Origin of the sequence: Actinoplanes sp. NPDC051475, assembly GCF_040689425.1 — a bacterium.
Taxonomy (GTDB): Bacteria; Actinomycetota; Actinomycetes; order Mycobacteriales; family Micromonosporaceae; genus Actinoplanes.
The window spans coordinates 447,779-461,365 of record NZ_JBFAZZ010000004.1; the positions used below are offsets into that span (position 1 = coordinate 447,779).

The window sequence follows — 13,587 nt, forward strand, 5'->3', positions numbered from 1 at the left end:
GTCCATCTTAGGAAGAAACGCCGAGGGCGGCCGCGCTGCTGCGCGACCGCCCTGTGCGTTGCTGCGGAAACCCTTAGCGGTACGACCCGAAGTCGAAGTCGTCCAGCGGCACAGCCTGCCCGCTGGCCGGCCCGAAGCCGTAGTCGGTCTCGGGGTACCCGGTCATCGAGTACACCTTGGCCTTCGCCTCCTCGGTGGGCTCCACCCGGATGTTGCGGTACTTGCTGATGCCCGTACCGGCCGGGATGAGCTTGCCGATGATGACGTTCTCCTTGAGGCCGACGAGCGAGTCGCTGCGCGAGTTGATCGCCGCGTCGGTGAGCACCCGGGTGGTCTCCTGGAAGGAGGCCGCCGAGAGCCAGGAGTCGGTGGCCAGCGACGCCTTGGTGATACCCATGAGCACCGGACGACCGGCAGCGGGCTCGCCACCCTCGCCGACGATCCGGCGGTTCTCCGACTCGAACAGCGCCCGGTCGACCAGCACGCCCGGCAGGAACTCCGCGGCGCCCGAGTCGATGACCGTCACCCGCTTGAGCATCTGGCGGATGATGATCTCGATGTGCTTGTCGTGGATGAGCACACCCTGCGAGCGGTAGACCTCCTGGACCTCGCTGGTCAGGTGGACCTGGACCGCCCGCGGACCCATGATCCGCAGAAGCTCGTGCGGGTCGATGGTGCCCTCGGTGAGCTTCTCGCCGACGCCCACGTGGTCGCCGTCGTGGAACCGCAGCTTGACGCGCTTCGAGATCTTGTCGTACACGATCTCCTCGCTGCCGTCGTCCGGGACCACGATGATCTTGCGCGAGCGCTCGCCGTCCTCGATCCGCACGCGGCCCGGGGTGTCGGCGATGGGCGCCTTGCCCTTGGGCACGCGGGCCTCGAAGATCTCCTGCACACGCGGCAGACCCTGGGTGATGTCCTCACCCGCGACACCACCGGTGTGGAAGGTACGCATCGTCAGCTGCGTACCGGGCTCACCGATGGACTGGGCGGCGATGATGCCGACCGCCTCGCCGATGTCGACCGCCTTGCCGGTCGGCAGCGAACGGCCGTAGCAAGCCGCACAGACGCCGAGCTTCGACTCACAGGTCAGCACGCTGCGGACGCGGACGTTCTCGACGCCGGCGGCCACGAGCTTGTCGACCAGGATCGAGTTGAGGTCGTCGCCACGCGACACCACGCGATTGCCCTGCGTGTCGTCGATGTCGTCCGCCAGGGTACGGGCGTGGACACCGGTCTCGGCGTGCGTGTGCACGACGAGGGTGCCGTCGTCCAGCTTGTCCGCCACCTGCATCGGGATCGCGCGGTCGGTGCCGCAGTCCTCCTCGCGGATGATGACGTCCTGCGAGACGTCCACCAGACGCCGGGTCAGGTAACCCGAGTCGGCGGTACGCAGCGCGGTGTCGGCCAGACCCTTACGGGCACCGTGCGTGGAGATGAAGTACTCCAGCACGGTCAGACCCTCGCGGTACGACGACGTGATCGGCCGCGGGATGATCTCGCCCTTGGGGTTGGCCACCAGACCACGGATCGCGGCGATCTGCCGGAGCTGGAGGAGGTTACCGCGGGCGCCGGAGTTGATCATCACCCAGAGCGGGTTCTCCTGCGGCAGCGCCAACTCCATCTCCTTCGAGATGTCCTTGGTCGCGTTGGTCCAGATGTCGATGAGCTCGCCGCGGCGTTCCTCGGCGGTCATCAGACCCCGCTGGTACTGCTTGTCGATGCGGTCCGCCTCGCCCTGGTAGCGGGCGATGATCTCCGGCTTGCGCGGAGGACCGACGACGTCGCCCATGCCGATCGTCACACCGGACCAGGTGGCCCAGTGGAAGCCGGCCTCCTTGAGCGCGTCCAGGGTCGCCGCCAGGGCCACCTTGGGGAAACGCTCGGCGAGGTCGTTGACGATCGCGGAGAGCTGACCCTTGCGGATCTCGTAGTTCACGTACCGGTAGCCCGGGGGCAGCGTCTCGTTGAAGAGCACCCGTCCCAGGGTGGTCTCGACGAGCAGCTTGTCGCCCGACTCCCAGTTCTCCGGCCGCTCCCAGGTGGGCGCGCCGGCACCGTTGTCGACCTCGAGCACCTCGGGGAGGCGGATCTTCACCGACGCCTGCAGGTGCAGCTCGCCGTTGTCGAACGCCATCCGTGCCTCGGCGTCCGAGCTGAAGACCCGGCCCTCGCCCTTCGCACCCTTGGTGAGGTGCGTCAGGAAGTAGAGGCCAATGACCATGTCCTGGGTCGGCATGGTGACCGGCTTGCCGTCGGCCGGCTTGAGGATGTTGTTCGACGAGAGCATCAGGATCCGGGCCTCGGCCTGCGCCTCGGCCGACAGCGGTACGTGCACCGCCATCTGGTCGCCGTCGAAGTCGGCGTTGAACGCCGTACAGACGAGCGGGTGGATCTGGATCGCCTTGCCCTCGACCAGCTGCGGCTCGAAGGCCTGGATGCCGAGGCGGTGCAGCGTCGGCGCACGGTTCAGCAGCACCGGGTGCTCGCTGATGACCTCTTCCAGGACGTCCCACACGACCGGGCGCTGCCGCTCGACCATGCGCTTGGCCGACTTGATGTTCTGCGCGTGGTTGAGATCCACCAGGCGCTTCATCACGAACGGCTTGAACAGCTCCAGCGCCATCTGCTTCGGCAGGCCGCACTGGTGCAGCTTGAGCCGGGGGCCGACGACGATGACGGAACGGCCGGAGTAGTCGACGCGCTTGCCCAGCAGGTTCTGCCGGAACCTGCCCTGCTTGCCCTTGAGCATGTCGGACAGCGACTTCAGCGGGCGGTTACCCGGGCCGGTGACCGGCCGGCCGCGGCGGCCGTTGTCGAAAAGCGCGTCGACGGCCTCCTGCAGCATCCGCTTCTCGTTGTTGACGATGATCTCGGGCGCGCCCAGGTCGATCAGGCGCTTGAGCCGGTTGTTGCGGTTGATGACCCGGCGGTACAGGTCGTTCAGGTCGCTCGTCGCGAAGCGGCCACCGTCGAGCTGCACCATCGGGCGCAGGTCCGGCGGGATGACCGGGACGCAGTCCAAGACCATGCCCAGCGGCGAGTTGCGCGTGTTCAGGAACGCGGCGACGACCTTGAGCCGCTTCAGCGCACGGATCTTCCGCTGGCCCTTGCCCGTACGGATGATCTCCCGCAGGTTCTCGGCCTCGGCGTCCAGGTCCATGTTCTGGAGCAGCGCCTTGATCGCCTCGGCACCCATGCCACCGGTGAAGTACTCACCGAAGCGGTCCCGCAGCTCGCGGTAGAGCAGCTCGTCCGTGACCAGCTGCTTGCTGTCGAGCTTGCGGAAGGTGTCGAGCACCTCGTCGAGCCGGTCGATCTCGCGCTGCGCCTTGTCGCGGATCTGGCGCATCTCGCGTTCGCCGGCCTCCTTGACCTTGCGGCGCACGTCCGCCTTGGCACCCTCGGCCTCGAGTTCGGCGAGGTCCTGCTCCAGCTTGGCGGCCCGCTTCTCGATCTCGGAGTCGCGGCCGTTCTCGGACTGCCGCTTCTCGGCGAAGATCTCGTTCTCGATGGTGGACATGTCGCGGTGACGCGCCTCGGCGTCCACGCTCGTGATCACGTACGAGGCGAAGTAGATGATCTTCTCGAGGTCCTTGGGCGCCAGGTCGAGCAGGTAGCCCAGCCGGCTCGGCACACCCTTGAAGTACCAGATGTGCGTGACCGACGCGGCCAGCTCGATGTGGCCCATGCGCTCACGGCGCACCTTGGACCGGGTCACCTCGACGCCGCAGCGCTCACAGATGATGCCCTTGAACCGGACCCGCTTGTACTTGCCGCAGTAGCACTCCCAGTCCCGCTGCGGACCGAAGATCTTCTCGCAGAAGAGTCCGTCCTTCTCGGGCTTCAGGGTGCGGTAGTTGATCGTCTCGGGCTTCTTGACCTCACCGTGCGACCACTGCCGGATGTCGTCAGCGGTAGCAAGGCCGATGCGCAACTCGTCGAAGAAGTTGACGTCGAGCACTTGGACTATCCCTCGTGTTTCGTTGCTCGGATAAATTCCAGGCCGGCGGGGGCGTCCCCGGCGGTCTCAGACCACCGGGGACGCTCTCCGTCAGATCTCTTCGACGCTGCTGACGCCCTCGTTCGGGCGACGGGACAGGTCGATGCCGAGTTCTTCCGCGGCCCGGAAGACCTCGTCGTCGGTCTCGCGCATCTCCAGGGCAACACCGTCGCTGGAGAGCACCTCGACGTTCAGGCACAGCGACTGGAGTTCCTTGAGGAGCACCTTGAACGACTCGGGGATTCCCGGCTCCGGGATGTTCTCGCCCTTGACGATGGCCTCGTAGACCTTCACGCGGCCCAGGACGTCGTCGGACTTGATGGTGAGCAGTTCCTGCAACGCGTACGCCGCGCCGTAGGCCTGCATCGCCCAGCACTCCATCTCGCCGAACCGCTGGCCACCGAACTGCGCCTTACCACCCAGCGGCTGCTGCGTGATCATCGAGTACGGGCCGGTCGAGCGAGCGTGGATCTTGTCGTCGACCAAGTGGTTCAGCTTGAGGATGTACACGTAGCCGACGGAGATCGGGTCGGGCAGCGGCTCGCCGGAGCGACCGTCGAAGAGCTGCGCCTTGCCGTCACCGTTGACCAGTCGCTTGCCGTCGCGGTTGACGATCGTCGACTGGAGGAGGCCCTTGATCTCCTCCTCCTGGGCGCCGTCGAAGACCGGGGTCGCGACGTTCGAGTCCGCGGGGGACTCGTGCGCCTCGATGGCCCGCAGCTGCCGCTTCCAGTCGGCGTCCTCGCCCTCGACCTCCCAGCCGGTCTTGGCGATCCACCCGAGGTGGGTCTCCAGGACCTGGCCGATGTTCATGCGCGAGGGCACACCGAGCGGGTTCAGCACGATGTCGACCGGGGTGCCGTCCTCCAGGAACGGCATGTCCTCGATCGGCAGGATCTTCGAGATGACGCCCTTGTTGCCGTGCCGGCCGGCGAGCTTGTCGCCGTCCTGGATCTTGCGCTTCTGGGCGACGTACACCCGGACCAGCTCGTTCACGCCCGGGGGCAGCTCGTCGCCGTCCTCGCGCGAGAAGGTGCGGACGCCGATGACCGTGCCGGTCTCGCCGTGCGGCACCTTCAGGGAGGTGTCGCGAACCTCGCGCGCCTTCTCACCGAAGATCGCGCGGAGCAGCCGCTCCTCCGGGGTCAGCTCGGTCTCGCCCTTGGGCGTGACCTTGCCGACCAGGATGTCGCCGGGCACGACCTCGGCACCGATCCGGATGATGCCGCGCTCGTCCAGGTCAGCGAGCATTTCCTCGCTGACGTTGGGGATGTCGCGGGTGATCTCCTCCGGGCCGAGCTTGGTGTCACGCGCGTCGACCTCGTGCTCCTCGATGTGGATCGAGGTGAGCACGTCCTGCTGCACGAGGCGCTGCGACAGGATGATCGCGTCCTCGTAGTTGTGACCCTCCCAGCACATGAAGGCCACAAGCAAGTTCCTGCCGAGGGCCATTTCACCCTCGTCGGTGCACGGCCCGTCGGCGATGACCTGGCCGGCCTCGATCCGGTCGCCCTCGAAGACCACCGGCTTCTGGTTGACGCAGGAGCCGGCGTTGCTGCGACGGAACTTGTGCAGCAGGTACGTCCGGCGGTGGCCGTCGTCCTGGTGCACCGTCACGTAGTCGGCGCAGAGGTCCTCGACGACACCGCCGACCTCGGCCACGACCACGTCACCGGCGTCGACCGCGGCGCGGTACTCCATGCCGGTGCCGACGAGCGGGGCCTCGGCCTTGACCAGCGGCACCGCCTGACGCTGCATGTTCGCACCCATGAGCGCGCGGTTGGCGTCGTCGTGCTCGAGGAACGGGATCATCGCGGTCGCGACGGAGGTCATCTGCCGCGGCGAGACGTCCATGTAGTCGACGTCGGTGCCGGGCACGTAGTCGACCTCACCGCCCTTCCGGCGGACCAGGACGCGGTCCTCGGCGAACGTGTTGTCGCTGGAGAGCGCGGCGTTCGCCTGGGCCTTGATGAACCGGTCTTCCTCGTCCGCCGTGAGGTAGTGCACCTCGTCGGTGACGCGGCCGTTCTCCACCTTGCGGTACGGCGTCTCGACGAAACCGAACGGGTTCACCCGCGCGAAGGTCGAGAGCGCACCGATCAGGCCGATGTTCGGGCCTTCGGGGGTCTCGATCGGGCACATCCGGCCATAGTGGGACGGGTGCACGTCACGGACCTCGAAGCCGGCCCGCTCACGGGACAGACCGCCCGGGCCGAGCGCGCTCAGCCGGCGCCGGTGGGTCAGACCCGCCAGCGGGTTGGTCTGGTCCATGAACTGCGACAGCTGCGACGTGCCGAAGAACTCCTTGATCGCCGCCACGACGGGACGGATGTTGATCAGGGTCTGCGGCGTGATCGCCTCGACGTCCTGCGTGGTCATGCGCTCGCGGACGACGCGCTCCATGCGGGACAGGCCGACGCGGACCTGGTTCTGGATCAGCTCGCCGACCGTACGCAGGCGCCGGTTGCCGAAGTGGTCGATGTCGTCGGCCTCGTAGCCCTCCTCACCGGCATGCAGCCGGCAGAGGTAGTCCACGGTCTTGACGATGTCTTCCTCGGACAGGGTGCCGCGGACGATCGGGACGTCGATCTCGAGCTTCTTGTTGAACTTGTAACGGCCGACCTTGGCGACGTCGTACCTCTTCGGGTTGAAGAAGAGGTTGTCGAGCAGGGTCTGCGCGTTCTCCCGGGTCGGGGGCTCTCCCGGGCGGAGCTTGCGGTAGATGTCGAGCAGAGCCTCGTCCTGCCCCGCGATGTGGTCCTTCTCGAGCGTCGTCATGAGCAGCTCGGACCAGCCGAACCGCTCCCGGATCTGGTCCGCCGACCAGCCGATCGCCTTCAGCAGGACGGTGACGGCCTGCCGGCGCTTGCGGTCGATGCGGACGCCGACGGTGTCGCGCTTGTCGATGTCGAACTCGAGCCAGGCGCCCCGGCTCGGGATGACCTTGACGCTGGACAGGTCGCGGTCGGAGGTCTTGTCCGGCTCCTTCGTGAAGTACACGCCCGGCGAGCGGACGAGCTGACTCACCACGACGCGCTCGGTGCCGTTGATGACGAACGTCCCCTTGGGGGTCATCATCGGGAAGTCACCCATGAACACGGTCTGGCTCTTGATCTCGCCAGTGGTGTTGTTGGTGAACTCCGCGGTCACGAACAGCGGTGCGCAGTAGGTCAGGTCCTTCTCCTTGCACTCCTCGATCGAGGCCTTGACCTCGTCGAAGCGCGGAGAGGAGAAGGACAGCGACATTGTGCCGGAGAAGTCCTCAATGGGACTGATCTCTTCGAGGATCTCTGCGAGGCCCGAGTGGGCGTGCGGGTCATCCGTCGATCGGGCCTGCCATGCCTCGTTACCCACCAGCCAGTCGAACGACTCCGTCTGGAGGGCGAGGAGGTTGGGGACCTCAAGTTGCTCGGTGATCCTGCCGAAAGAGATACGGCGGGGAGCGTAAGCGCTCGACGTACGACTGGTCTTCGCAGGGCGGGAAGCTGCCAAGATGCGTCCTTCCGAGGACCGGTGCTGCTGATGCGGCTGAGCTGCTGATGCAACTGTGTGCGCTACTGACTGCTGTGCCCACTAACTGCCGGGCACTCCAATGAACCCCCAGGAAGTCATCCGGCTGGATGTTCCTGCAGGGCTCAAGGCAGAAGGCAGCGCAAACTAGCAGTGTAGCCGCTCGGCTAACCGCTGTCCAGCCCACACCGGAGGGGGCCTGCGGAACGTGCCCCCGCGGCCACTTGACCTGCGCCTCCACGGTCAGTGCCTCGTGCGGGGCCGCTCGGAACGCGGCGAAACTCCCTCGGGTGCCGTCTGCGGGGAACCGTCGTAAGCGGTGTACCCACAGGGCGGCTGTCGCAAGCGCGGAAACTTGCTGTTGTCAGCGTGCCTGTCGGCGGACACACAGTCAAGGGCTGTGCCGCGGGTCGGTCCTGTGCCGTCGTTCGCCGGACGAGGCATAGAGACCTTAACGCATGAGATGCAGGCTCCGGCGGCTTTTGTCCGTCAGGCTTCCGACGGTCCGCCATATTGCTGTTGACCTGCGGTTTCTTCTCGAACGCCGCGCAGGCGGGGGCCCTGGAACGGGCCCCCGCCTGCGGCGAGGATGAAGCGGGTGGAGCTCAGGTCACTTGAGGGTGACCTTGGCGCCCTCGCCCTCGAGCTTGGCCTTGGCCTCCTCGGCCTTCTCCTTGTTGACACCCTCGAGGATCGCCTTGGGGGCGGCCTCGACGGCGTCCTTGGCCTCCTTGAGGCCCAGGCCGGTCAGCTCGCGCACGACCTTGATGACCTGGATCTTCTTGCCACCGTCGGCCTCGAGGACGACGTCGAACGAGTCCTTCTCCACCTCGGCCTCGGGGGCGGCGCCACCCGGGACGGCGGCCGCGACGGCGACCGGCGCGGCGGCGGTGACCTCGAAGACCTCCTCGAACTGCTTCACGAACTCGGACAGCTCGATCAGCGTCATCTCCTTGAACGCGTCGAGCAGCTCGTCGGTGCTGAGCTTCGCCATGTCGGCAACCTTTCGTTGTTTCCGTGGGATGTAAGTCAAACTCCGCGCGGGCTGTCAGCCCTCGGCGGAACCGTCCTGCGCGCGCTTGTCCTGCAGTGCAGCCGCCAGGCGTGCGACCTGGGCCAGCGGGGCCTGGAAGGTGCCCGCAGCCTTGGTCAGGTTGCCCTTCATGGCGCCGGCCAGCTTGGCCAGCAGCACCTCGCGAGGCTCGAGGTCGGCGATCTTGCCGACCTCGGCGGCCGAGATGGCCTTGCCCTCGAAGACACCGCCCTTGATGACAAGGACGGGGTGGGTCTTGGCGAAGGCTCGAAGGCCCTTGGCCGCCTCGACCGGGTCGCCGCTGACGAAGGCGAGCGCGGTAGGACCGGCGAAGAGCTCGTCGAGGCCCTGGATACCCGCGTCGCTGGCCGCCCGCTTCGCGAGCGTGTTCTTCGACACGGAGTACTTGGTCTCGTTGCCCAGCGAACGCCGAAGCTCGGTGATCTCGGAAACCGTGAGGCCGCGGTACTCGGTCAACACGGTGGCCGACGAGTTACGGAACTGCTCCGTGAGCTCGGCGACGGCAGTGGCCTTGTCGGCCCGGACCGGCTTGTCCGCCATGTCCCTCCTCTCGTTGCTCAAGAGCCGCTGGACTGGTGCATGGGCCCGAACAACGAGAAACGCCCCGGCGCAGGGCGCACGGGGCGGAACATGGCGCGCGGAGGCAACCACGATCACGAACCGTTCTCCCCTGCGCGGGCCGCCCGCCTTGCTGCGGGACCTTCGGCCGCGGCCTCCGTCGAACGACGGCGACTGCGGCAACCAGCGGTCTGTGGGTGGAACTTCAACACCGAAGAGTACGCGGCGGAGCGCCCCAGACCAAATCGGCTCAGCTCCGGCCCTGGCGAAGCCACCCGTACGCCCCCAGCCCGGCCGCGGCCCACCCCCACGCCCACGCGCTGAGCAGCCAGAACGTCCCGGCGGACGGCAGCGGGGCCCGAGCGAGGGCCCGAGCGGTCGCCATCACCGGGGGCACCAGCCACGGCGCGACCGAGCCCTGCAGCCCGAGCACGACGCCCAGCACCGCACCGGTGACCAGCACCGTGACGCCGTTGCGGATCGTCCGCGTGACCGCCCGGCTCGCGAGCGCGCCGAGTGCCACGCCGGCGGTGAGCGACAGCACGTGGGCCAGCACGCCGAGGCCGACCCCGGCGGCCATGGACGGCTCGGCACTGCCCGGCTCGGGGCCGCGCACGGCGCCGAGCAGCAGCGGGGCCACGATGGCCGCCATGCCCAGGACCAGCCCGGCCGTCGCGGCCGCCAGCGCGCCGGCGACCAGCTCCCGGGCTGGCCCGACGGCGATCCGGGCCAGCCGGCGCTGGACGTCCGGCTCGGTGTCGAGCACGACCTTGGCGAGCCACGCGAACACCGGGAAGAGCGCGACGGCGGAGTAGCCGTACGCCGGGGCGGCCGATGACCGGCCACCGCCGTGCAGGATGCCGAGCAGGACCAGGCCGGTGATGAGCGGCGCGAGGACGCGGCCACCACGGAGGAAGCCGGCGAGGCGCATCCGGGTCAGCGCGATCATCCCGGCTGCTCCTCGCGTACGCCCAGGATGCGGTGACCGTCGGCACGCAGCCCGGCCACCGTCCGGTCGGCCTGCGCCCGGCGCACCGCGACCTCGATGATCAGGTCGTCGGCGGCCTCGTCCGCCTCGTGCAACGTGCCTTCAGTGATCGTCCAGCGGACGGCATCGGGCAGGCCGGCGATCTCGCCGCGATGGTCGCTGACCAGGACCGCTCCCCCGGCGCCGGTCACCTCGGCGACGATCTGCGGGATGAGGGTGCGGGCCTGGGCGTCCAAGCCCTCCCACGGCTCGTCGAGGACCAGGAGGCCGGGCGTGACGAGCAGCGCCTGGGCCAGGCCCACCTTCTGGGCGGTGCCCTTGGACAGGGCGTTCAGCCGGGTGTCCCGGTGCTCGCCCAGGCCCAGCCGCTCGATCCAGCGATCGACCTCGGCGTCGCCGCGCAGGCCGCGCAGCGCCGCCATGCCGGACAGGTATTGGTGTGCGGTGAACGGCTGATCCGCCGGGAAGCGCTCGGGCACCCAGCCGACGACCCGCGGACGGCCCCGGACGGCGCCTCGCCCGGGGCGGAGCACACCCGCGGCCAGCTGGAGCAGGGTGGACTTGCCGGCGCCGTTGCGGCCGAGCACGACCACGGTGGCCCCGGGTTCCAGGGTGGCGTCGGCCGCTCGCAGGGTCCATGGCGCGCGGCGTGCGTACCGGAACCAGATCTGCTCGAATCGCACCCGGGCAGCCTCGCACAGAAGAAACCCCCGGGGTTGTCCCCGGGGGCTTCGCTGTGGATGACGACCGTCAGTCCTGCGCCTCACGGAGGTTCTTGGTCACGTTCGGGTCGATCGGCACGCCGGGGCCCATCGTGGTGCTGACGGTGACCTTCTTGAGGTACTTGCCCTTGGCGGCGGACGGCTTGGCCCGCAGCACCTCGTCGAGCACCGCACCGTAGTTGTCGACCAACTGCTCGGCCGAGAAGGAGGCCTTGCCGATGATCAGGTGCAGATTCGAGTGCTTGTCGACCCGGAAGGTGATCTTGCCGCCCTTGATGTCCGAGATCGCCTTGGTCACGTCCATGGTGACCGTGCCGGTCTTGGGGTTCGGCATGAGGCCGCGGGGGCCGAGGATCCGGGCGATCCGGCCGATCTTGGCCATCTGGTCCGGGGTGGCGATCGCGGCGTCGAAGTCCAGCCAGCCGCCCTGGATGCGGGCGACGAGCTCGTCCGTGCCGACCTCGTCGGCGCCGGCCGCGACGGCCTCCTCGGCCTTCGCGCCCTGGGCGAAGACGATCACGCGGGCGGTCTTACCGGTGCCGTGCGGCAGGTTGACCGTGCCACGAACCATCTGGTCCGCCTTGCGGGGGTCGACGCCGAGGCGCATCGCGACCTCGACAGTGGCGTCGAACTTGGTGGGGCTGGACTCCTTCGCCAGCGTCACGGCCTCGACGGGCTGGTAGAGCTTCGAGACGTCGATCTGCTCGGCGGCCTTACGGTAGGCCTTGCTGCGCTGCATTTTTCTCGTACTCCTGTGGTTGATGGCGGGACGCACACGTGCGCGTCCCTCCCACGACTTACTCGGGGTGTTGCCTCAATCAGATCTTGGTGACCTGGTTGAAGTTCAGCTCGACCGGCGTCTCCCGGCCGAAGATCGAGACGAGGACCTTGAGCTTCTGCTGGTCGGCGTTGATCTCGGAGATCGAGGCCGGCAGCGAGGCGAACGCGCCGTCGGTGACCGTGACCGAGTCGCCGACCTCGAAGTCGAGGACCTTGATCTCGGGCTTCGCCTTCTTCTCCTCGGCTTCGACGGCCGGGGCGAGCCACTTCAGCACCTCGTCGAGCGACAGCGGCGCCGGCCGGTCGACCCGGTCGGTCGCGCCCACGAAGCCGGTCACGCCCGGCGTGTTCCGCACGCAGGAGTACGACTCCGGGGTGAGGTCCATCCGGACCAGAATGTAGCCCGGGAAGACCTTGGCCTGCACCTGGTTGCGCTTGCCGTTCTTGACCTCGACCTCTTCGCGGGTCGGCACCTCGACCTGGAAGATGAAGTCCTCCATGTCGAGGCTCGTGATCCGGGTCTCGAGGTTGGTCTTGACCTTGTTCTCGTAACCGGCGTACGAGTGCACCACGTACCAGTCACCGGGGGCGTAGCGCAGCTTCTGGCGCAGCTCGGCAACGGGGTCGTAGTCCTCCTCGACCTCGGGTGCCTCGACCTCGGGCGCCTCGACATCGGGAGTCTCGACGTCGGGAGACTCGACCTCGGCCGCCTCGGCTTCGGGCGCCTCGGCGGCGGGCTCAGCGGCGGCCTCGACCGACTCGTCGTCGCCCGCGGTCGCCACCGAGGACTGCTCGTCGGCGGAAAGGGCGGTCTCGTCGTCGTACTCAGGCACGCTTGCTCACTTCCGTAACTATCAGCTTCAGTTGCCGAACGACGCCAGGATGGCCTTGCCGAATCCATAGTCCAGCACGGCGACGATCGTGGTCATCACGGTGACGAACACGATCACGACGGCGGTGTAGGTCAGCAACTCCTTGCGGGTCGGCCAGATGACCTTACGCAGTTCACTGACGACCTCGCGGAAGAAACCGCCGATGCGGCCGCCACGGCGGCCTTCCTTCATCGACTTCGGCTTGTCGGCGTTCTCGGTGCGCTCGCGGACGGCGGTCCCGCCGCCCCGGGTCACCGGCTCGTCGGCCTCGACGTCGTCGTCCAGGACCTCGTCGTCGGCGACTGCGTCGTCGAACGCCTCGTCCTCGGGGCGGCCGCCTGCAGCGTCGTCACCGGGTCGCTTCCTCTCGGCCACTTCGCCCTCTTCCGTCGTCGGTCGGTGGATGTCGCATCAGCGCCCTACGCGGCGCTCGGTCGTACCGGCGGCCCGCGCCGGGCGTCGCCGCCGGGCCGATACGGGTTCGGTGCGCAGGGGTGACAGGACTTGAACCTGCAGCCTGCGGTTTTGGAGACCGCTGCTCTGCCAATTGAGCTACACCCCTACGTGAGGGCGGCCACGCCCCGCGCACGCTTCGCATGCGAAAGGCAGGGTCGATTACCCCACGGCGGACCAGTGTACGGGTTCGTCCCCGTGATTCCCAACCCGGCCCCGGTACTCCCGGGGTGGGAACCGGCCGCCGGACGTCAGCGCTTGCGGATCGTGGCCTTGGCCATGGCGAGGACCTTCTCGCCGTTGCAGGTCGCGGTGACGTCGATCCGGGTGAGCCCGTCGTCGGTGACCTCCTTGACGACGCCGCTCACCACCACTTCGGTGCCCTCGTCGGTGTCCGGCACCGGCACCGGGCGGGTGAAACGGACGCCGTACTCGACCACGGCGTCGGGGGCGCCGGCCCAGAGGGTGACCGCGCGGCCCGCCAGGGCCATCGTGTACATCCCGTGGGCGATCACGCCGGGCAGGCCGACGCTCTTCGCGATCCGGTCGCTCCAGTGGATCGTGTTGAAGTCGCCGGACGCACCCGCGTACCGGATCAGGTCGGCCCGGGTGACCCGGAAGGTCTGGGTGGGCAGGTCCTCGGCCAT

10 protein-coding genes and 1 tRNA gene are annotated in these 13,587 nt (G+C 68.2%); all 11 read right to left on the reverse strand.

Translation table 11 applies throughout. The features are described from left to right. Positions 1-73: 73 nt before the first annotated feature. The 11 genes from AB0368_RS11650 to AB0368_RS11700 all read right to left on the reverse strand — a co-directional run bounded on the left by AB0368_RS11650 (position 74) and on the right by AB0368_RS11700 (position 13,587). Positions 74-3,964: a DNA-directed RNA polymerase subunit beta' gene (locus AB0368_RS11650; protein ID WP_366153739.1), complete on the reverse strand. Its 3,891-nt coding sequence runs from the start codon at positions 3,962-3,964 to the stop codon at positions 74-76. Positions 3,965-4,054: 90 nt separating this feature from the next. Further along, positions 4,055-7,495, reverse strand: a complete 3,441-nt coding sequence (locus AB0368_RS11655) for a DNA-directed RNA polymerase subunit beta (RefSeq protein ID WP_366153740.1) — start codon at positions 7,493-7,495, stop codon at positions 4,055-4,057. Positions 7,496-8,123: 628 nt separating this feature from the next. Further along, positions 8,124-8,507: a 50S ribosomal protein L7/L12 gene (gene rplL, locus AB0368_RS11660; RefSeq protein ID WP_366153741.1), complete on the reverse strand. Its 384-nt coding sequence runs from the start codon at positions 8,505-8,507 to the stop codon at positions 8,124-8,126. 54 nt (positions 8,508-8,561) lie between these two features. Continuing rightward, a complete protein-coding gene (gene rplJ, locus AB0368_RS11665; protein ID WP_366153742.1) occupies positions 8,562-9,107 on the reverse strand; it encodes a 50S ribosomal protein L10 in 546 nt (181 codons plus the stop codon). A 268-nt stretch (positions 9,108-9,375) separates the two neighbouring features. Then, the gene (locus tag AB0368_RS11670) at positions 9,376-10,074 is read right to left on the reverse strand and encodes a hypothetical protein (RefSeq protein WP_366153743.1); all 699 of its coding nucleotides are present in this window, start codon (positions 10,072-10,074) and stop codon (positions 9,376-9,378) included. After that, the gene (locus tag AB0368_RS11675; protein ID WP_366153744.1) at positions 10,071-10,796 is read right to left on the reverse strand and encodes an ATP-binding cassette domain-containing protein; all 726 of its coding nucleotides are present in this window, start codon (positions 10,794-10,796) and stop codon (positions 10,071-10,073) included. The genes AB0368_RS11670 and AB0368_RS11675 overlap by 4 nt, the downstream gene beginning before the upstream one ends. 67 nt (positions 10,797-10,863) lie before the next feature. Beyond that, positions 10,864-11,574, reverse strand: coding sequence for a 50S ribosomal protein L1 (gene rplA / locus AB0368_RS11680; RefSeq protein WP_366153745.1), 711 nt, complete (start codon positions 11,572-11,574; stop codon positions 10,864-10,866). 79 nt (positions 11,575-11,653) lie between these two features. Next, the gene (gene nusG, locus AB0368_RS11685) at positions 11,654-12,448 is read right to left on the reverse strand and encodes a transcription termination/antitermination protein NusG (protein WP_366153746.1); all 795 of its coding nucleotides are present in this window, start codon (positions 12,446-12,448) and stop codon (positions 11,654-11,656) included. A 27-nt stretch (positions 12,449-12,475) separates the two neighbouring features. Continuing rightward, a complete protein-coding gene (gene secE / locus AB0368_RS11690) occupies positions 12,476-12,862 on the reverse strand; it encodes a preprotein translocase subunit SecE (protein ID WP_366153747.1) in 387 nt (128 codons plus the stop codon). A gap of 114 nt (positions 12,863-12,976) precedes the next feature. Beyond that, positions 12,977-13,049: transfer RNA gene (locus AB0368_RS11695), tRNA-Trp, on the reverse strand. A 142-nt stretch (positions 13,050-13,191) separates the two neighbouring features. Beyond that, on the reverse strand, positions 13,192-13,587 hold the full coding sequence (locus AB0368_RS11700) for a MaoC/PaaZ C-terminal domain-containing protein (RefSeq protein ID WP_366153748.1): 396 nt from the start codon (positions 13,585-13,587) through the stop codon (positions 13,192-13,194).